Source organism: Nesterenkonia maliinae (genome assembly GCF_051262655.1).
Taxonomy (GTDB): domain Bacteria; phylum Actinomycetota; class Actinomycetes; order Actinomycetales; family Micrococcaceae; genus Nesterenkonia.
Map to the genome: position 1 here is coordinate 194,594 of NZ_JBIMEY010000003.1, position 19,414 is coordinate 214,007.

Sequence of the window (19,414 nt, forward strand, 5' to 3'; positions counted from 1 at the left end):
CGGCCTTCGGCCGCACAGTCAGTCATACTAACGCGCGGTGCGCACGGGGAAAGAATCCTGCGACCGGGATCGGTCAGGATATGACAAGACCCCCGTGGGAACCACGGGGGTCTTGATCATGGAGAGCCGATCAGGCCTGCTTGGAAGCAGCCTTCATCGGCAGCTGCTCGGTAGAACCACCGGCAGCCTTGATCTTGTCTTCGGCGCTGGCCGAGAAGGCGTGAGCCTTCACGGTCACGGCGACGGAGATGTCTCCGGAGCCGAGGACCTTCACCGGGCGGCCCTTGCGAGCAGCCCCCTTGGCGATCAGGTCATCGGCATGCACGGTGCCGCCCTCGGGGAACATCTCGCCAAGCTTGGTCAGGTTGACCGGCGAGTACTCCACGCGGAACGGGTTCTTGAAGCCGCGAAGCTTCGGAAGGCGCATGTGCAGCGGAAGCTGACCACCCTCGAAGCCCGCGCGGACCTGGTAACGAGCCTTCGTGCCCTTGGTACCACGGCCTGCGGTCTTGCCCTTGGAGGCTTCACCACGTCCCACACGGATGCGGGACTTCTTGGAGCCGCGTGCTGGACGCAGATCGTGGACCTTGAGGACGTTGGAATCTTCAGCGGTGTTCTCTGGCATCCTTAGTTCGCCTCCTCAGCCTTCACTAGATGCTTCACACTGTTGAGCATGCCCACGGTCACGGCGTCGGCGTCACGGACCACGGTGTGGCCGATTCGCTTCAGACCAAGCGAGCGAACAGTCTCGCGGTGCTTGGGGTTGGCGCCGATCAGGGACTTCACCTGAGTGACGGTGAGCTTGTGCTCGCCGACCTTCAGGTTGCGCACGGTGTTGTAGTTGACGGTACTGCGCAAAGTCATGCACCTGCCTTCTGTGCACGGGCTTCGCGGTCAGCCGCCATGGTACGCAGCATCCGGGCCGGTGCGATCTCGTCGAGAGCCTTGCCGCGGCGTGCTGCCACGGCTTCGGGCTCTTCGAGCTGCTTGAGGGCGTCGATGGTGCCGTGAACGATGTTGATGGCGTTCACCGAGCCCATGGACTTGGTCAGCACGTCGTGGATGCCTGCGCATTCCAGGACTGCACGGACCGGACCGCCGGCGATCACACCGGTACCCGGTGCGGCGGGACGAAGCAGGACGACACCGGCTGCATCCTCACCCTTGACCAGGTGCGGGATGGTGGAGCCGACGCGGGGGACGCGGAAGAAGCTCTTCTTGGCCTCCTCCACACCCTTGGCGATGGCTGCCGGAACTTCCTTGGCCTTGCCGTAGCCGACGCCGACCAGGCCGTCGCCGTCACCGACGATGACGAGGGCGGTGAAGCTGAAGCGACGACCACCCTTGACGACCTTGGAGACGCGGTTGATGGTCACGACGCGCTCGAGGAACTTGTCCTTCTCCTCTTCGCGGCCGCCACGACCGCCACGACCGCCGCGGCCGCCGCTTTCGCTGCGACCACCACGACCGCCACGGTTGTCACCGCGGCCGCCGCGGTCACCGCGAGCAGCATTGCTGTTCTCGCCGGCGGCCTGAGTCTGCGGTGCAGTCTCGGGAGCGGCGGTTTCCTTGGCCTCAGTCACAGACGAGTCCTTCTCAGGGTTGTTTGCGTTCTCACTCACAGCTTCAGACCACCTTCCCGGGCGCCGTCGGCGACAGCGGCCACGCGACCGTGGTACTTGTTGCCGCCGCGGTCGAAGACCACAGCGTCGATGCCGGCTGCCTTGGCGCGCTCGGCGACCATTTCGCCGACCTTCTTCGCCTTGGCGGTCTTGTCGCCGTCGAAGCTGCGCAGGTCTGCCTCCATAGTGGTGGCGGAGACCAGGGTCGTTCCCTCGAGGTCGTTGACGACTTGAGCGACCATGTGGCGAGCGGAACGGTTGACCACCAGGCGCGGACGCTCAGCGGATCCGTTGAGCTTCTTGCGCAGGCGGAGGTGGCGGCGGCCGCGGGCAGCGGATTTGGATTTGCCCTTGATACCAATAGCCATGGTTTACTTACCTGCCTTTCCGGCCTTGCGGCGAACCTGCTCGCCCTCGTAACGCACGCCCTTGCCCTTGTACGGGTCGGGACGGCGCAGTTTACGGATGTTGGCGGCGACCTCGCCGACCTGCTGCTTGTCGATACCGCTGACAGACAGCTTGGTGGCGCTCGCAACCTCGAAGGTGATGCCCTGGGGGGCCTTCACCGGAACCGGGTGTGAGTAGCCGAGTGCGAACTCCAGATCGGAGCCCTTGGCCAGCACACGGTAACCGGTGCCGACGATCTCGAGCTTCTTGGAGTAGCCCTCGGTGACACCGATGATCATGTTCTGGACCAGGGTGCGGCTGAGGCCGTGGAGTGAACGCGATTCGCGCTCATCGTTGGGACGGGACACCGTAAGGGTGCCGTCCTCTTCTGAGACGGTGATGCCTTCGGCAAGCGTGCGGGAGAGTTCGCCCTTAGGTCCCTTGACAGAGACCTCGCGACCTTCCAGCTTGACCTCGACGCCGGCAGGGATGGTGATCGGAAGACGACCGATGCGTGACATAGTGCTTCGACTCCTTCCGGTTACCAGACGTAGGCGAGGACTTCCCCACCTACACCCTTCTTGGCTGCCTGCCGGTCAGTGAGGAGACCGGAGGACGTGGACAGAATTGCGATGCCGAGGCCGCCCAGAACGTGAGGGAGGTTGGTGGACTTCGCGTAGACCCGGAGACCGGGCTTGGAGATGCGGCGCAGGCCGGCGATCGAACGCTCACGGTTCGGGCCGAACTTGAGGTCGATGGCCAGGGTCTTTCCGACCTCGGCCTCTTCCTCGCGCCATTCAGAGATGTAGCCTTCCGCCTTCAGGATGTCAGCCAAGCGAACCTTCAGCTTGGAGCTGGGCATTGAGACCTGATCGTGGAAAGCCGAGTTGGCATTGCGCAGACGTGTCAGCATGTCTGCAACTGGGTCAGTCATTGTCATGAGGGGCTTCTGCCCTTCCTCGCCGTGGTTTCAGATCTCCGAAGGAACTCGATCCTCCGAGGTGAGTCGGAGGGTTCGGAACCTCTGGTGAAAGGACCTGCGGCGTAGATACTGTTATTCGGTCTTGAAGGGGAAGCCCAGCGCCTTGAGCAGCGCGCGGCCTTCCTCATCAGTCTTCGCGGTGGTCACCACAGTGATGTCCATGCCGCGAGGGCGATCGATCTTGTCCTGATCGATCTCGTGGAACACCGACTGTTCGGTCAGACCGAAGGTGTAGTTGCCGTTGCCGTCGAACTGCTTGCCGCTGAGTCCGCGGAAATCGCGGATACGGGGCAGCGCGAGGGTCACCAGGCGGTCCACAAACTCCCACATGCGGTCGCCGCGCAGCGTGGTGTGCGTGCCGATCGGCTGTCCTTCGCGCAGCTTGAACTGGGCGATGGACTTCCGAGCGCGCGTCACCTTGGGCTTCTGACCGGTGATCTTGGTCAGGTCCTCGACGGCGCCCTGGATGAGCTTGGAGTCGCGAGCTGCCTCGCCGACGCCCATGTTGACCACGACCTTGACCAGGCCGGGGATCTCCATGACGTTGGAGTATCCAAACTCTTCCTGCAGCGTGGAGCGGATCTCCGCGCGGTATTTGCCCTTGAGCCGGGGCGTGGTCTGCTCAGTCTGGCTCTGAACCTCAGTCATCACAGGTCCTTTCCGGAAGCTTTGGCGAAGCGGATGCGCACGGTCTTGCTGACGCCATCACGCTCCACGGTCTCCTGCCGGTAGCCGACGCGAGTGGGCTTGCCCGTCTCGGGGTCGACCACAGCGACGTTGGAGATGTGGATAGCAGCCTCAGACTCCACGATGCCGCCCTCGGTGCTGCCGAACTGGCCTGCACGGAGGTGGCGCTTCATGCGGTTCACGCCTTCGACGATGACGCGTTCCTTGGCTGGGAGGACCTGCAGGACTTTGCCCTGCTTGCCCTTGTCTTTGCCGGTGAGGATCTGGACGAGGTCGTCCTTCTTGATCTTGGCCATGAGTCAGAGCACCTCCGGGGCGAGCGAGACGATCTTCATGAACTTCTTGTCGCGCAGCTCGCGACCGACGGGACCGAAGATACGGGTTCCGCGCGGTTCTGGAGTCTCACCCTTGAGGATCACAGCAGCGTTCTCATCGAAGCTGATGTAGGACCCGTCGTTGCGACGGATCTTCTTCTTGGTGCGCACGACAACAGCCTTGATGACGTCGCCCTTCTTGACGTTTCCGCCCGGAATTGCGTCCTTGACGGTGGCGACGAATGTGTCGCCGATACCTGCATAGCGGCGTCCGGATCCACCGAGGACACGGATGACAAGGACTTCCTTGGCACCGGTGTTATCGGCGATCTTGAGCCGCGATTCCTGTTGAATCACTTGTTTTCTCCTGTCGTCTCACTGGTTCTCGCACTCGTGTCGAGCCTTGTGGAACTTCTAGCCTGAGTCGGACACCTGTGCGGCGATCACGCCGCCCGGTGTTCCGACTTACCTGACAAGTCCCCTGGCCGCTTACCCACACACTCTCCATCCCTGTACAGGACGGGCAGTTGAATGCATGGCCGAGGCGGCGTTTCCCGGGGCCCCTGGAGGCCCTTTCGGGGACGTGCGCTGTCCTTTGAGGTGGATAGCCTCATCTATAAGGGCGCACAGCCTCAATATCCTACACGAGATACACCGAAGGCCCAACTTCCACACCCGCAGGTGTGAGAGTCGGGCCTTCGGAGGCACGCAGGATGAGCAGTGCTTCGGGATCAGGCGCAGCTGCTGCGCCGACCCCGAAGCACCAGGATCACTCTGCCTTTTCGACGATCTCGGCCAGCCGCCAGCGCTTGGACGCCGACAGCGGACGGGTCTCGGCGATCACCACAGTGTCGCCCACACCTGCCTGCTCGTTCTCATCGTGTGCCATGAATTTGGTGTGCCGCTTCATGATCTTGCCGTACAGGCCGTGCTTACGACGGTCCTCGACCTCGACGACGATGGTTTTATTCATCTTGTCGGAGACGACGACGCCGCGCAGGGTCTTACGGTCGTTGCGGGTCTCTGCAGTTGCTTCACTCATGCTCAGTCCTCAGTCTTCTTCTCGTTCTGCTCATCAGCCGAATCCGAGGAGTCCGCGGCGGCATCGACATTCTCACGAATGCCCAGCTCACGCTCACGCACCACGGTGTAGATCCGGGCGATGTCGCGCTTGATGTCCTTCAGCCGGCTGGAGCTCTCCAGCTGGCCGGTGGCGGACTGGAAGCGGAGGTTGAACAGCTCTTCCTTGGAAGAGCGCAGCGCCTCTGACAGGCCTGCTGAGTCCATCTCTGCGAGCTTCTCAACGGTCAGCTCTTTGGTTCCAACTGCCATTGTCACTCACCACTCTCTCGGCTGATCACGCGTGCCCTCATGGGCAGCTTGTGGATTGCCAGGCGGAGCGCCTCTTTGGCGACTTCCTCCGTGACACCGGACAGCTCGAACATGATGCGTCCGGGCTTGACGTTGGCGATCCACCACTCCGGGGAACCCTTACCGGAGCCCATGCGGACCTCGGCAGGCTTCTTCGTGAGCGGCTGGTCCGGGTAGATGTTGATCCAGACCTTGCCGCCACGCTTGATGTGGCGGGTCATGGCGATACGCGCAGATTCGATCTGGCGGTTCGTCACGTAGGCAGGATCAAGGGCCTGGATGCCGTACTCGCCGAAGGCGAGCTCGGTTCCACCCTTGGCCCGCCCGCGGCGCTTGGGCCGGTGCGGCTTGCGGTACTTGACTCGACGGGGCATCAACATCAGTTCTGCCCTCCTTCAGCACCAGATCCGGCTTCGGCGGGTGCCTGGGCACCAGCTTCGCGTCCGCGGCCTGGGCCACGACGACGACGCTCTTCGCCTCCACCACGGGGTCCACCACGACCACCACGGGCTCCACCGCGGCCGGAAGGCTGTGCAGCCTGCTGCGCGGCGAGTTCCTTGGCGGTGAGATCGCCCTTGTAGACCCAGACCTTCACGCCGATGCGGCCGAAGGTGGTCTTGGCCTCGTGCTTGCCGAAGTCGATGTTCGCGCGCAGGGTGTGCAGCGGAACGCGACCTTCTCGGTAGAACTCGGAGCGGGACATCTCTGCACCGCCGAGGCGGCCAGCGCACTGGATACGAATACCCTTTGCTCCTGAACGCATCGCGGAGGTGATGGCCTTCTTCATCGCGCGGCGGAACGCCACGCGAGCGGCGAGCTGCTCTGCCACACCCTGGGCGACCAGCTGAGCATCGGTCTCGGGGCTCTTGACCTCGAGGATGTTCAGCTGGATCTGCTTGGCGGTGAGCTTCTCCAGCTCGCTGCGGATCCGGTCCGCCTCGGCGCCGCGGCGACCGATGACGATGCCTGGCCGCGCAGTGTGGATATCCACACGGACGCGATCGCGGGTGCGCTCGATCTCAACCTTCGAGATGCCGGCGCGCTCCACGGACTTGGCCAGCAGTTCACGAATCTGGACATCCTCTTTCACGAAGTCCTTGTAACGCTGCCCGGCCTTGGTCGAGTCGGCGTACCAGTGCGAAACGTGGTCAGTGGTGATGCCCAGACGGAAACCATTGGGGTTGATCTTCTGTCCCACTACTGATCCCCACCTTTCTCTTCGGCGCCGACCACGATGGTGACGTGGCTGGTGCGCTTGTTGATGCGGAACGCCCGGCCTTGAGCCCTGGGACGGAACCGCTTCATGGTCGGACCTTCGTCGACGCGTGCCTCGGTGATGAAGAAGGCGTCCTCGTTAAAGGCGACTCCTTCCTTGTCTGCGTGCTGGCGAGCATTCGCCAGCGCAGAAGCGACCACCTTGGCCACCGGCTCTGTAGCGCCCTGGGGGGCGAACTTCAGAATTGCCAGTGCTTCGTTGGCCTGCTTGCCGCGGACAAGGTCGACGACGCGCCGGGCCTTCATAGGCGTCACACGCAGGTAGCGCGCAATTGCCTTGGCTTCCATTGCTTTCCTTCTCTCGTCTTGTGACACGAAGTACAAGCTCGCGATCGTTCCTCGGATGAGGAAGCGATCAGCGGCGCTTGCCCTTCTTGTCGTCCTTCACATGGCCGCGGAATGTACGCGTCGGAGCGAACTCGCCGAGCTTGTGCCCGACCATCGACTCAGTGATGAACACGGGGATGTGCTTGCGTCCGTCGTGCACGGCCAAGGTGTGGCCGAGCATGTCGGGGATGATCATGGAACGGCGGGACCATGTCTTGATGACATTCTTGGTGCCCTTTTCGTTCTCAGCGACGACCTTGAGGTACAGGTGCTGATCTACGAAGGGGCCCTTCTTCAAGCTGCGTGGCATGTCTCCAGGCTCCTATCGCTTGTTCTTGGTACGACGGCGACGCACGATGAGCTTGTCGCTTTCCTTGTTCGGACGGCGGGTGCGCCCTTCCGGCTTGCCATTCGGGTTGACCGGATGACGACCGCCGGAGGTCTTGCCCTCGCCACCACCGTGCGGGTGGTCGACCGGGTTCATCACAACACCGCGGACGGTCGGACGAACGCCCTTCCAGCGCATGCGTCCAGCCTTGCCCCAGTTGATGTTGGACTGCTCGGCGTTGCCCACCTGACCGATGGTCGCGCGGCAGCGAACATCGACGTTGCGGACTTCGCCGGAGGGCAGACGCAGCTGGGCGAACTTGCCCTCGCGGGCCACCAGCTGGATGCCTGCACCTGCGGAACGGCCGAGCTTGGCGCCGCCTGCTGGCCGCAGCTCCACTGCGTGCACCACGGTGCCGAGTGGGATGTTGCGCAGCGGCAGGTTGTTGCCTGGCTTGATGTCAGCGTTGGCGCCGGACTCCACGGCAGCACCCTGCTCCAGCTTGGCCGGAGCCAAGATGTAGCGCTTGGTGCCATCGATGAAGTGCAGCAGAGCGATACGGGCGGTGCGGTTCGGGTCGTACTCGATGTGAGCGACCTTCGCCGGCACGCCGTCTTTGTCTGCACGACGGAAATCGATCACACGGTACTGGCGCTTGTGGCCACCACCCTTGTGACGAGTGGTGATCTTGCCCGAGCTGTTTCGGCCGCCGGTTTTGGACAGCGGACGCAGCAGGGACTTCTCCGGGGTGTCCCGGGTGATCTCTGCAAAGTCGGCCACAGACGAGCCGCGTTGGCCCGGTGTGTTCGGCTTGAGGTTACGGATAGCCATATTCTTCTTCCTCGATCAAGTGGTTCCGATCAGCCCAATCAGGCTGCGGATCCTCCGAAGATGTCAATGTTGTGTCCCTCTTTGAGGGTGATGATCGCACGCTTGGTACCGGTGCGTGAGCCCCATCCGAACTTGGTGCGCTTGCGCTTGCCAGCTCGGTTGATGGTGTTGACCGAGTCGACGCGCACGGAGAAGATCTTCTCCACGGCGTACTTGATCTCGGACTTCGTGGCCCGGGGGTCCACCAGGAAGGTGAACTTGCCCTCATCGATCAGGCTGTAGGACTTCTCTGACACGACGGGTGCGATGACGACGTCGCGCGGGTCCTTGCTTGTCAGGACGCTCACTTGGTCTCCTCCTTCGCAGTTCCCTGTGCCAGGAAGGCGTCATAGCCGGCCTGCGTGAACACGATGTCATCAGAGACGATGACGTCGTAGGTGTTCAGCTGATCGGCGTACAGGGTGTGGACGTGCGGCAGGTTGCGGGTCGAGAGCGCGGCGATGTCATCGCTGCGATCGAGCACGACCAGCCAGTTGCGGTTCGCTCCACCGAGACCTGCCAGCGCAGCCTTGGCCGCCTTCGTCGAGGCCTGGTCGGTGACCAGTGCGTCCACGACGATGATGCGGTCGTTGCGTGCCCGGTCCGAGAGGGCACCGCGCAGGGCGGCGGCCTTCATCTTCTTGGGCGTGCGCTGGGAGTAGTCGCGGGGCTGCGGTCCGTGGACCACGCCGCCGCCGACCATGTGAGGGCCGCGCAGCGAGCCCTGACGAGCACGACCGGTGCCCTTCTGCCGGAACGGCTTGGCGCCGGTGCCGGAGACCTCTGCACGGGTCTTGGTCTTGTGGGTGCCCTGGCGAGCCGCGGCCCGCTGAGCGACGACCACCTGGTGGATCAGCGCGACATTGGTCTTGGCGTCGAATACTTCGGCGGGGAAGTCGACAGAAACCTTGTTGGCCATGTGGATCATGCTCCCTTCACTGCAGTGCGGACCAGGACGACCTGGCCGCGAGCACCCGGAAGGGCACCCTTGATGAGCAGCAGGTTCTTCTCGGGGTCCACTGCGTGGACGGTCAGGTTATGGGTGGTCTGACGGACGCCGCCCATCCGACCTGCCATGCGCAGACCCTTGAAGACGCGGCCCGGAGTGGATGCGCCGCCGATGGAGCCTGGCTTGCGGTGGTTCTTGTGCGAACCGTGCGAGGCGCCCACACCGGCAAAGCCGTGACGCTTCATGACGCCGGCGAAGCCTTTGCCCTTGGTCTTGCCGATGACATCGACCTTCTGGCCGGTCTCGAAAGACTCGACGGTGAGGTCCTGTCCGAGCTCGTAAGAGCCGGAGTCACCGGTGCGGATCTCCACGACGTGGCGGCGTGGGGTCACGCCGGCCTTCTCAAAGTGGCCTGCCAGCGGCTTGGTCACCTTGCGGGGATCGATGCGTCCGAAACCGATCTGGACGGAGTTGTATCCGTCGCTGTCGGTGGTGCGGACCTGGGTCACGACGTTGGAGTCGGCCTGGACAACAGTGACTGGGATGAGAACGTTGTTCTCGTCCCAGACCTGGGTCATGCCGAGCTTCGTGCCCAGCAGTCCCTTGACGTTCAGTTCAACGCGGGAAATATTGGTCATAGTGTTCTCAGCACCTCCCTGCTAGAGCTTGATCTCGATATTGACGTCTGCAGGCAGGTCGAGTCGCATCAGGGAGTCGACGGCCTTGGGCGTCGGGTCCACGATGTCGATCAAGCGCTTGTGAGTGCGCATCTCGAAGTGCTCGCGAGAGTCTTTGTACTTGTGGGGAGAACGGATCACGGCATACACGTTCTTCTCGGTGGGCAGCGGCACTGGGCCGACAACCGTTGCACCAGCACGTGTGACCGTGTCGACGATCTTCCGGGCCGAGGTGTCGATGACTTCGTGGTCATACGACTTCAGCCGGATGCGGATTTTCTGTCCCGCCATGCGTTGAGCCTCTTTCTGATGTTCTGACATTCGTCTTACGTCGCAGCCCAAGACTGTGACGGAGCCATAGGGGCTCCCAGAGAGGCATTCAGCGCTGGCTCCCTCGCGGGGCAGGCGGTGCTGACCTTCTGCAGTTATGGGCTGCGCATGTTCACCGGCATCCGCTCGGTCTCCCGAGTCTGATGATGCGTGGAGAAGATGCACGACCCGATCAGTCCGAATCCGTGCCTGCGAGCTCTGCGTGAAGCAGATCTCTACGGGTTCCTCGGACTGACGGGTATCCGACCCCCGCGGTCGGGCGTGTCGCTTATATGAGCAGGAAAACTGCGCACAGCGAAACAGTTCGCGGGCATCGATATTGAAGTTCTGTTATTCGCTCCACACGGTGGACCCGAGGGCACACCGGGGCATGGCGCCCGTGAGCAACCTGTCTATTCTCACATAGATCTACACCCATGACAAACACGAGACCCCGGTGGCCTAAGCCACCGGGGTCTCGTGTTCATCGAGCCGCTCAGCCCTGAGTCTGAGCAGTGGTGAATCTCAGCTCAGATCTGAGCACCCATCATGATCGAGTTGTTTACTTCAGGATCTTGACGACTCGACCTGACCCAACGGTGCGTCCACCCTCGCGGATGGCGAAGCCGAGGCCCTCTTCCATGGCGATCTCCTGGATGAGCTCAACGGTCATCTCAGTGTTGTCACCGGGCATGACCATCTCGGTGCCCTCGGGCAGCGAGATGACGCCGGTGACGTCGGTGGTCCGGAAGTAGAACTGCGGACGGTAGTTGGTGTAGAAGGGGTTGTGGCGACCGCCCTCATCCTTGGAGAGGATGTAGACGTTGGCCTCAAACTGGGTGTGCGGGGTGATGGAGTTGGGGGCAGCCACAACCTGGCCGCGCTCAACGTCATCGCGCTTCAGACCGCGAAGCAGCAGACCACAGTTCTCGCCGGCCCATGCCTCGTCGAGCTGCTTGTGGAACATCTCGATACCCGTGACGGTGGTCTTCTGCTTCGGACGAATTCCGAGGATCTCGATCTCGGAGTTGATCTTCAGCGTGCCGCGCTCGGCGCGACCGGTGACCACGGTGCCGCGGCCGGTGATGGTGAAGACGTCCTCGATGGGCATCAGGAACGGCTTGTCCTTGTCGCGCTCTGGCTCCGGGATGAAGGTATCCACGGCTTCCATCAGCTCTTCGACGGTCTTGACCCACTCGGCGTCGCCCTCGAGAGCCTTCAGGCCTGAGGTGCGGATGACCGGTGCGTTGTCGCCGTCGTAGCCCTGTGAATCCAGGAGCTCGCGGACCTCCATCTCGACGAGGTCCAGGAGCTCTTCGTCCTCGACCATGTCGGACTTGTTCAGTGCGACCAGCAGGGAGGGGACACCAACCTGGCGGGCGAGCAGGACGTGCTCGCGAGTCTGTGCCATCGGACCGTCAGTGGCGGCGACGACCAGGATCGCGCCGTCCATCTGTGCAGCACCGGTGATCATGTTCTTCACGTAGTCAGCGTGACCGGGGGCGTCCACGTGTGCATAGTGGCGCTTGTCGGTCTGGTACTCCACGTGGGAGACGTTGATCGTGATGCCGCGCTCGCGCTCCTCGGGAGCGTTGTCGATCGAGGCGAAGTCGCGGCCCTGGTTCAGGTCCGGGAACTTCTCTGCCAGGACCTTTGAGATCGCGGCGGTCAGGGTGGTCTTGCCATGGTCGACGTGACCGATGGTGCCGATGTTAAGGTGCGGCTTGTTACGCTCGAACTTTGCCTTGGCCACAGGTTCCTCCTATAGAACTTGAACAGGTCAGAAGACTTACTCCAGCCGCACTGTCAACGAGGCTGAAACTCATGCAAGTCTACTAATCGCTAGGTATTTGGTGAAATTTCCCGAATGGTGGTGCGTGAGGAGCGGTGGAGGTCATTCGGAGACCTCGCTTCCTCGAAGCATTGCCGTGCCGCCCGGCTCGATCCCGGGCCGCTGAGCGGACTCAGCGGCCCGAGGAGTCGAGTTGGGGATCAGGCGCCGCGGTTCTTCTCGATGATCTCTTCGGCCACGGCCTTCGGAACCTCTGCGTAAGAGTTGAAGGACATGGTGAAGACTGCGCGGCCCTGAGTGCGCGAGCGCAGCTCACCGATGTAGCCGAACATCTCGGAAAGCGGCACGAGTGCCTTGATGACCTTCACGCCTGCTGCGTCATCCATCGACTGGATCTGACCGCGGCGGGAGTTCAGGTCACCGATGACCTCGCCCATGTACTCCTCGGGAGTACGGACTTCGACCGACATCATCGGCTCGAGCAGCACCGGGTTGGCCCGACGTGCGCCTTCCTTGAAGACCTGGGAGCCGGCGAGCTTGAACGCCATCTCCGAGGAGTCGACGTCGTGGTAGGCGCCGTCGGTCAGCTCCGCGCGGACGCCGACCATCGGGTAGCCGGCGAGGACGCCGAGACCCATGGCGTCCTGGATGCCTGCGTCCACCGAGGGGATGTACTCGCGGGGGATGCGTCCACCGGTCACCAGGTTGGCGAATTCGTACATCTCGCCCTCCGCGGTGTCCAGGGGCTCGAAGTTCATGAGCACCTTGGCGAACTGGCCGGAACCACCGGTCTGCTTCTTGTGGGTGTAGTCGACCTTCTCCACACGCTTCTTGATGGTCTCGCGGTAGGCCACCTGGGGCTTGCCCACGTTGGCCTCGACGTTGAACTCGCGACGCATGCGGTCCACCAGGATGTCCAGGTGGAGCTCGCCCATTCCGCCGATCTCGGTCTGGCCGGTCTCGTCGTTCTGGGTGACGGTGAAGGTCGGGTCCTCGGCGGCAAGCTTCTGAATGGCCGTGGAGAGCTTCTCCTGGTCACTCTTGGACTTGGGCTCGATGGCCACGGAGATCACCGGCTCCGGGAAGGTCATCGACTCGAGCACGATCTGGTCGTTCGGATCGCACAGGGTGTCACCGGTGGTGGTGTCCTTGAGTCCGATGACCGCGTAGATGTGGCCGGCCTGGATCTCGTCGACCGGGTTCTCCTTGTTGGCGTGCATCTGGAACAGCTTGCCGATGCGCTCCTTCTTGCCCTTCGTGGAGTTCACGATCTGCGCGCCGGCGTTGAGCTTGCCGGAGTAGACGCGGATGAAGGTGAGCTGCCCGAAGAACGGGTGGGAAGCGATCTTGAACGCCAGAGCGGAGAACGGCTCGTCCTTGCTCGGGCGACGGGTCAGGATCTGATCCTCATGGTTGGGCTTGTGGCCCTCCATGGCCTCGACGTCTGCCGGGGTGGGCAGGTAGTCGATGACAGCGTCGAGCATCGGCTGCACGCCGCGGTTCTTGAATGCGGAGCCGCAGAAGACCGGGTAGGCGGCGGAGGCCACGGTGAGCTTGCGCACGCCTTCCTTGAGCTCGTCGTTGGAGATCTCTTCGCCTTCGAGGTACTTGTTCATCAGCACGTCGTCGGCTTCGGCAACCTGCTCGATGAGCGTGTTGCGGTACTCCTCGGCCTGCTCCTGCATGTCCTCGGGGATCTCCCGGGTCTCGTACTGAGCACCCATGGTCACATCGCCCTTGGAGTCACCGGGCCACACCAGGGCCTTCATCTGGAGCAGGTCGACGACGCCGACGAATTCGCTCTCCGAGCCGATCGGCAGCTGCATCACCAGAGGTGTTGCACCCAGCCGGGACTTGATGGTGTCCACGGTGTAGTAGAAGTCGGCGCCGAGCTTGTCCATCTTGTTGACGAAGCAGATGCGCGGGACGTTGTACTTGTCGGCCTGGCGCCAGACAGTCTCAGACTGCGGCTCCACGCCTTCCTTGCCGTCGAAGACGGCGACGGCACCGTCGAGGACGCGGAGCGCGCGCTCCACCTCAACGGTGAAGTCGACGTGACCGGGGGTGTCGATGATGTTGATCTGGTTGTCGCCCCAGAAGCAGGTCACCGCGGCGGAGGTGATGGTGATGCCGCGCTCTTTCTCCTGCTCCATCCAGTCCGTCGTGGACGCACCGTCGTGGGTTTCACCGATCTTGTGGTTCATGCCGGTGTAGAACAGGATGCGTTCGGTTGCGGTGGTCTTACCGGCATCGATGTGGGCCATGATGCCGATGTTGCGGACCTTCTTGAGGTCAGTGAGCACGTCTTGTGCCACGGTGATTCCCCTTTTCTATTACCAGCGGTAGTGGGCGAAGGCCTTGTTGGACTCTGCCATCTTGTGAGTGTCCTCGCGGCGCTTCACAGCGGCACCGAGGCCGTTGGAGGCGTCGAGGATCTCGTTCATCAGGCGATCCGTCATGCTCTTCTCGCGGCGATCCTTGGAGTAGCCGACCAGCCAGCGCAGCGCCAGCGCGGTCGAGCGACCGGGCTTGACCTCGACGGGGACCTGGTAGGTCGCGCCGCCGACGCGGCGGGAGCGGACCTCAAGTGCCGGGCGGACGTTGTCCATGGCCTTCTTGAGCGTGGTCACCGGGTCATCGCCGGACTTCTTCGCGACGCCGTCGAGCGCGCCGTAGACGATGCGCTCTGCGGTGGACTTCTTGCCGTCGACCAGGACCTTGTTGATCAGCTGTGTGACCAAGGGTGATCCGTGGACCGGATCCTGGACGAGAGGGCGCTTAGGTGCGGGTCCCTTACGTGGCATTACTTCTTCTCCTTCTTGGCCCCGTAGCGGGAGCGAGCCTGACCGCGACCCTTGACACCCTGGGTGTCGAGGGCGCCGCGGACGATCTTGTAACGGACACCGGGAAGGTCCTTCACACGGCCGCCGCGCACGAGCACGATCGAGTGCTCCTGCAGGTTGTGGCCCTCGCCCGGAATGTAGGCGGTGACTTCGACGCCGCCGCCGAGGCGAACACGGGCCACCTTGCGAAGGGCGGAGTTCGGCTTCTTCGGGGTCGTGGTGTACACACGGGTGCACACGCCACGACGCATCGGGCTGCCCTGCAGTGCAGGGGTGTTGTTCTTGGTGCGCTTGGGATGACGCCCCTTGCGCACAAGCTGCTGAATAGTAGGCACTATGCGTTCTCCATACGTGTAGTGAGGGAAGCAGAGGATTGAGGTCTGCCCGCGGTCGAGAGTTCTACACACGGTCCGCGGGCTCTGGTCCCCAGGCGTGCAAAAATGTGGCATGTGTTGCGCACCTTCCCCGCAACCCGGACCGAGTCCCTCTGCCACATCAGAAACAATCAGGTTAACACTACCAGCTGCACCCCCGATCAGCTAACGGGGGCCGACGATGACCGGTCCTGCTCCCTCGACCAGCGCGGATGCCGACGTCGGGCCCGGCGGCCAGACCGGGTCCCGGTCGGGACCAAGCCGCGGTCAAGGCCCTGTCGTGACGAGGAAGGGCCCGGGTGAGCATCGCTCCCCCGGGCCCTTCCTGGTGTTCAGCCGCTGAACCCGACCGTGTCAGGTTCAGCAGACTGAGACGTCAGCTCCGCTCAGCGGAAGTCGACATCGGTGTTGTAGTCGTCGAGCGGGATGGCATGGAACTCGCCGTCGCCCTCGGCTCCTGCATAGTCGAAGCTCGAGCCGTAGAGGCTGGGGCCGGTGAACAGATTGGCCTTGGCCTCCTCGGTCGGCTCGACCGTGGACTGCGTGTACCGATCCAGACCGGTTCCGGCCGGGATCAGCTTGCCGATGATCACGTTCTCCTTCAGACCCAGCAGCGGGTCAGACTTCGACTCCATCGCTGCCTGGGTCAGCACCCGGGTGGTCTCCTGGAAGGAGGCCGCCGAGAGCCAGGAATCCGTGGCCAGTGAGGCCTTGGTGATGCCCATCAGCTCGTCACGACCCGACGCCGGCTGGGCGCCCTCTGCCACAGCCTTGCGGTTGGCGGCAGTGAAGCGGAACCGGTCCGCCAGCTCGCCCGGCAGCAGCTTCGTGCCCCCGGAATCGATGACGGTGATCCGGCGCAGCATCTGCCGGACGATGACCTCCACGTGCTTGTCGTGGATGCCCACGCCCTGGGACTGGTAGACGTCCTGGACCTCGGAGACGAGGAACTTCTGCGCGGCGCGGGGGCCGAGCACTCGAAGCACCTGCTTGGGGTCAACGGCGCCTGCCACCAGCTGCTGACCGACCTCGACGGCTTCACCGTCGGAGACGAGCAGACGCGCACGGCGCAGGATCGGGTAGGCGTGCTCCTCGGACCCATCATCAGGAGTCAGCACCAGTCGGAGCTGCTTCTCTGAGTCATCCAGGTGCACCCGTCCGGCGACCTCCGCGATCGGCGCGACGCCCTTGGGCGTACGAGCCTCGAAGAGCTCCTGGATACGGGGCAGACCCTGGGTGATGTCATCCGCGGAGGCGATGCCGCCGGTGTGGAAGGTACGCATGGTCAGCTGCGTGCCGGGCTCACCGATGGACTGTGCGGCGATGATGCCGACAGCCTCGCCGATGTCCACGGTCTGTCCGGTGGCCAGCGAGCGGCCGTAGCAGCGGGTACAGGTACCCACGGCGGACTCACAGGTGAGCACCGAGCGGATCTTGATCTCGGAGACGCCTGCGGCGAAGAGCTTGTCGATCAGCACGTCGCCGACGTCGGAGCCGCCTTCAGCCAGGAGGTTGCCCTCGGCGTCCTGGACGTCGACGGCCAGCGTGCGGGCGTAGGCGGAGTTCTCCACCTCGTCATGCAGCTTCAGCTCGCCGTTCTCATCCGCGACCGCGATCGTCACGGTCAGGCCGCGGGAGGTCCCGCAGTCCTGTTCGCGCACGATGACGTCCTGCGAGACGTCCACCAGACGACGGGTCAGGTAGCCCGAGTTCGCCGTCTTCAGCGCCGTATCCGCCAGGCCCTTGCGGGCGCCGTGGGTGGCGATGAAGTACTCGAGGACCGAGAGGCCCTCGCGGTAGGAGGACTTGATCGGCCGCGGGATGATCTCACCCTTGGGGTTGGTCACCAGACCACGGATGCCCGCGATCTGTCGGACCTGAAGCCAGTTGCCTCGGGCGCCGGAGGTGACCATCCGGTTGATGTTGTTGTGCTCATCCATACCGGCCTGCATCGCGGCGGCGACCTCGTCGGTGGCCTTGGTCCAGATCTCGACCAGCTCTGCGTGGCGCTCATCGTCGCCGATCAGACCCATGTCGTACTGCGACTGGACCTTGGCGGCCTGGTCCTCGTAGACATCCATGATCTTCTTCTTGTCCATGTTCGAGGTCACGTCGGAGATGGCGACGGTGACGCCCGAGCGGGTGGACCAGTAGAACCCGGCATCCTTGAGGTTGTCCAGGGTGCGCGCAGTGACGTTGTTCGGGTAGCGCTCGGCCAGATCGTTGATCAGGCTCGAGAGCTGGCCCTTGTCCGCCACCGAGTCCTGCCAGGGGTATCCCTCTGGCAGCAACTGGTTGAAGAGCACCTTGCCCATGGTGGTGGTCAGCGTGGCCGGAGTTCCGGCCTCCCAGCCTTCGGGAGCAGGAACCGCCGCCGAGGGGGTGTAGCCCTCGACGGTGATCTTGACCGGCGCGTTGATGTGCAGCTCGCGCAGGTCAAAGGCCATCTGAGCCTCACCGATGGAGGAGAAGGCACGGCCTGCGCCGGTCTCGTCCTCACGCTGCGTGGTCAGGTGGTGCAGACCGATGATCATGTCCTGCGAGGGCAGAGCCACCGGGCGTCCGTCCGAAGGCTTCAGGATGTTGTTCGAGGAGAGCATCAAGATGCGCGCCTCGGCCTGAGCCTCGGGGGACAGCGGGAGGTGCACGGCCATCTGGTCGCCGTCGAAGTCAGCGTTGAACGCCGAGCAGACCAGCGGGTGCAGCTGAAGAGCCTTGCCCTCCACCAGCTGCGGCTCGAAGGCCTGGATGCCCAGACGGTGCAGGGTGGGTGCGCGGTTCAGCAGCACCGGGTGCTCGGTGATGATCTCTTCGAGAACATCCCACACCTGGGGACGCTGACGCTCCACCATGCGCTTGGCCGACTTGATGTTCTGCGCGTGGTTGAGATCAACCAGGCGCTTCATCACGAAGGGCTTGAACAGCTCCAGCGCCATCTGCTTGGGCAGACCACACTGGTGCAGCTGCAGCTGCGGGCCCACCACGATGACCGAACGGCCCGAGTAGTCCACGCGCTTGCCGAGCAGGTTCTGCCGGAAGCGTCCCTGCTTGCCCTTGAGCATGTCGGAGAGCGACTTCAGCGGCCGGTTGCCCGGTCCGGTGACGGGGCGACCGCGACGACCGTTGTCGAAGAGCGAGTCCACGGACTCCTGAAGCATGCGCTTCTCGTTGTTCACGATGATCTCGGGCGCGCCGAGATCGAGCAGGCGCTTCAGACGGTTGTTGCGGTTGATCACGCGACGGTACAGATCGTTCAGATCGGAGGTCGCGAAGCGACCGCCGTCGAGCTGGACCATCGGACGGATCTCCGGGGGGATCACCGGGACGGCCTCGAGGACCATGCCGCGCGGAGTGGTGCCGTTGGCGAGGAACGCGTTGAGCACCTTCAGCCGCTTCAGAGCGCGGGTCTTGCGCTGACCCTTGCCGGTGGCGATGATCTCGCGCAGCCGCTCTGCCTCGGCCTCCATGTCGTAGCTCGCCAGGCGACGCTGGATCGCCTCGGCGCCCATGGCACCTTCGAAGTACTGGCCGTACCGGGTGCGCATCTCGCGGAAGAGCGCCTCATCGCCCTCGAGGTCGGAGACCTTGAGGTTCTTGAAGCGGTCCCAGACCCGCTCGAGCTGCTCGATCTCGGCGTCGGCGCGCTTGCGCACCTGCGACATCTGCTTGTCGGAGGTGTCGCGTGCCTTCTTCTTCTCGGCAGCCTTGGCACCCTCGCCCTCCAGTCGCTCGAGGTCGCCCTCGAGGTCCTTGGAGATCGCGGCGATGTCCGAGTCACGCTGATCGGCCAGGTGCTTGAGCTCCTGGTCGATCTCGGCCTGCAGGTTCGGCAGGTCGTCGTGGCGTCGGTCGGTGTCGACCTCGGTGATCATGTATGCGGCGAAGTAGATGACCTTCTCGAGGTCCTTCGGCGCCAGGTCCAACAGGTAGCCCAAGCGCGAGGGGACGCCCTTGAAGTACCAGATGTGAGTCACCGGGGCGGCGAGCTGGATGTGACCCATCCGCTCACGACGCACCTTGGCGCGAGTGACCTCGACGCCGCAGCGCTCACAGATGATGCCCTTGAAGCGGACCCGCTTGTACTTGCCGCAGTAGCACTCCCAGTCCCGGGAGGGGCCGAAGATCTTCTCGCAGAAGAGTCCGTCCTTCTCGGGCTTCAGGGTGCGGTAGTTGATGGTTTCAGGCTTCTTGACCTCACCATATGACCAACCACGGATTTCGTCACCGGTGGCAAGCCCGATACGCATTGTGCCGAATGAGGATTCTTGGGACATAGTCCGGTATCTCTCTTTTCTCTAAAGATTCGT

General features: G+C 63.4%; 25 protein-coding genes. All 25 read right to left on the minus strand.

All coding sequences use genetic code 11. From position 1 onward, the window contains the following. Positions 1–130 precede the first annotated feature (130 nt). The 25 genes from rplO to ACHAA4_RS07925 all read right to left on the minus strand — a co-directional run bounded on the left by rplO (position 131) and on the right by ACHAA4_RS07925 (position 19,381). A complete protein-coding gene (rplO, locus tag ACHAA4_RS07805; RefSeq protein WP_435773624.1) occupies positions 131–625 on the minus strand; it encodes a 50S ribosomal protein L15 in 495 nt (164 codons plus the stop codon). Between the two features lie 2 nt (positions 626–627). Beyond that, positions 628–864, minus strand: coding sequence for a 50S ribosomal protein L30 (rpmD, locus tag ACHAA4_RS07810; RefSeq protein WP_435773625.1), 237 nt, complete (start codon positions 862–864; stop codon positions 628–630). Continuing rightward, positions 861–1,622: a 30S ribosomal protein S5 gene (rpsE, locus tag ACHAA4_RS07815; RefSeq protein WP_435773626.1), complete on the minus strand. Its 762-nt coding sequence runs from the start codon at positions 1,620–1,622 to the stop codon at positions 861–863. Before rpsE ends, rpmD begins: the two co-directional genes overlap by 4 nt. Next, entirely contained in the window at positions 1,619–1,990 is a 372-nt protein-coding gene (gene rplR / locus ACHAA4_RS07820; RefSeq protein WP_106121803.1) for a 50S ribosomal protein L18, read from the minus strand. The genes rpsE and rplR overlap by 4 nt, the downstream gene beginning before the upstream one ends. Positions 1,991–1,993: 3 nt before the next feature. Continuing rightward, positions 1,994–2,530 carry a 50S ribosomal protein L6 gene (rplF, locus tag ACHAA4_RS07825; protein ID WP_435773627.1) on the minus strand — a complete coding sequence of 179 codons (537 nt, stop codon included), beginning with the start codon at positions 2,528–2,530 and terminating at the stop codon, positions 1,994–1,996. A gap of 20 nt (positions 2,531–2,550) precedes the next feature. Beyond that, complete coding sequence (rpsH, locus tag ACHAA4_RS07830; RefSeq protein WP_036473257.1) at positions 2,551–2,949, minus strand: 30S ribosomal protein S8; 399 nt, start codon at positions 2,947–2,949, stop codon at positions 2,551–2,553. 114 nt (positions 2,950–3,063) lie between these two features. After that, positions 3,064–3,639, minus strand: a complete 576-nt coding sequence (rplE, locus tag ACHAA4_RS07835; RefSeq protein WP_435773628.1) for a 50S ribosomal protein L5 — start codon at positions 3,637–3,639, stop codon at positions 3,064–3,066. After that, positions 3,639–3,974 (minus strand): 50S ribosomal protein L24, encoded by a 336-nt coding sequence (rplX, locus tag ACHAA4_RS07840; RefSeq protein ID WP_106121800.1) that lies wholly within the window; start codon positions 3,972–3,974, stop codon positions 3,639–3,641. The genes rplE and rplX overlap by 1 nt, the downstream gene beginning before the upstream one ends. Positions 3,975–3,977: 3 nt before the next feature. Beyond that, positions 3,978–4,349, minus strand: a complete 372-nt coding sequence (gene rplN / locus ACHAA4_RS07845; protein ID WP_106121799.1) for a 50S ribosomal protein L14 — start codon at positions 4,347–4,349, stop codon at positions 3,978–3,980. Between the two features lie 412 nt (positions 4,350–4,761). Continuing rightward, positions 4,762–5,034 (minus strand): 30S ribosomal protein S17, encoded by a 273-nt coding sequence (rpsQ, locus tag ACHAA4_RS07850; RefSeq protein ID WP_435773629.1) that lies wholly within the window; start codon positions 5,032–5,034, stop codon positions 4,762–4,764. A 2-nt stretch (positions 5,035–5,036) separates the two neighbouring features. Continuing rightward, positions 5,037–5,324, minus strand: coding sequence for a 50S ribosomal protein L29 (rpmC, locus tag ACHAA4_RS07855; RefSeq protein ID WP_106121797.1), 288 nt, complete (start codon positions 5,322–5,324; stop codon positions 5,037–5,039). A 2-nt stretch (positions 5,325–5,326) separates the two neighbouring features. Next, positions 5,327–5,743, minus strand: a complete 417-nt coding sequence (gene rplP, locus ACHAA4_RS07860; protein ID WP_036473248.1) for a 50S ribosomal protein L16 — start codon at positions 5,741–5,743, stop codon at positions 5,327–5,329. Continuing rightward, a complete protein-coding gene (rpsC, locus tag ACHAA4_RS07865) occupies positions 5,743–6,561 on the minus strand; it encodes a 30S ribosomal protein S3 (RefSeq protein WP_036473247.1) in 819 nt (272 codons plus the stop codon). Before rpsC ends, rplP begins: the two co-directional genes overlap by 1 nt. Next, on the minus strand, positions 6,561–6,926 hold the full coding sequence (gene rplV, locus ACHAA4_RS07870) for a 50S ribosomal protein L22 (RefSeq protein WP_036473246.1): 366 nt from the start codon (positions 6,924–6,926) through the stop codon (positions 6,561–6,563). Before rplV ends, rpsC begins: the two co-directional genes overlap by 1 nt. Before the next feature lie 67 nt (positions 6,927–6,993). Then, positions 6,994–7,275 carry a 30S ribosomal protein S19 gene (gene rpsS / locus ACHAA4_RS07875; RefSeq protein WP_036473245.1) on the minus strand — a complete coding sequence of 94 codons (282 nt, stop codon included), beginning with the start codon at positions 7,273–7,275 and terminating at the stop codon, positions 6,994–6,996. A gap of 12 nt (positions 7,276–7,287) precedes the next feature. Continuing rightward, positions 7,288–8,124, minus strand: coding sequence for a 50S ribosomal protein L2 (rplB, locus tag ACHAA4_RS07880; protein ID WP_435773630.1), 837 nt, complete (start codon positions 8,122–8,124; stop codon positions 7,288–7,290). A gap of 38 nt (positions 8,125–8,162) precedes the next feature. After that, a complete protein-coding gene (gene rplW, locus ACHAA4_RS07885) occupies positions 8,163–8,471 on the minus strand; it encodes a 50S ribosomal protein L23 (protein ID WP_106121796.1) in 309 nt (102 codons plus the stop codon). Then, positions 8,468–9,082, minus strand: a complete 615-nt coding sequence (gene rplD, locus ACHAA4_RS07890) for a 50S ribosomal protein L4 (protein WP_106121922.1) — start codon at positions 9,080–9,082, stop codon at positions 8,468–8,470. The genes rplW and rplD overlap by 4 nt, the downstream gene beginning before the upstream one ends. A gap of 5 nt (positions 9,083–9,087) precedes the next feature. Beyond that, entirely contained in the window at positions 9,088–9,750 is a 663-nt protein-coding gene (gene rplC, locus ACHAA4_RS07895; RefSeq protein ID WP_207169880.1) for a 50S ribosomal protein L3, read from the minus strand. A gap of 21 nt (positions 9,751–9,771) precedes the next feature. After that, the gene (gene rpsJ / locus ACHAA4_RS07900; protein WP_022871716.1) at positions 9,772–10,080 is read right to left on the minus strand and encodes a 30S ribosomal protein S10; all 309 of its coding nucleotides are present in this window, start codon (positions 10,078–10,080) and stop codon (positions 9,772–9,774) included. Between the two features lie 580 nt (positions 10,081–10,660). Further along, positions 10,661–11,851 (minus strand): elongation factor Tu, encoded by a 1,191-nt coding sequence (gene tuf / locus ACHAA4_RS07905; protein ID WP_435773631.1) that lies wholly within the window; start codon positions 11,849–11,851, stop codon positions 10,661–10,663. Between the two features lie 239 nt (positions 11,852–12,090). Beyond that, the gene (gene fusA, locus ACHAA4_RS07910) at positions 12,091–14,205 is read right to left on the minus strand and encodes an elongation factor G (RefSeq protein WP_435773632.1); all 2,115 of its coding nucleotides are present in this window, start codon (positions 14,203–14,205) and stop codon (positions 12,091–12,093) included. A gap of 18 nt (positions 14,206–14,223) precedes the next feature. Next, entirely contained in the window at positions 14,224–14,694 is a 471-nt protein-coding gene (gene rpsG / locus ACHAA4_RS07915; protein WP_106121792.1) for a 30S ribosomal protein S7, read from the minus strand. After that, positions 14,694–15,068, minus strand: coding sequence for a 30S ribosomal protein S12 (gene rpsL / locus ACHAA4_RS07920; RefSeq protein WP_036473238.1), 375 nt, complete (start codon positions 15,066–15,068; stop codon positions 14,694–14,696). The genes rpsG and rpsL overlap by 1 nt, the downstream gene beginning before the upstream one ends. Before the next feature lie 425 nt (positions 15,069–15,493). Further along, the gene (locus tag ACHAA4_RS07925) at positions 15,494–19,381 is read right to left on the minus strand and encodes a DNA-directed RNA polymerase subunit beta' (protein WP_435773633.1); all 3,888 of its coding nucleotides are present in this window, start codon (positions 19,379–19,381) and stop codon (positions 15,494–15,496) included. Positions 19,382–19,414: the final 33 nt, after the last annotated feature.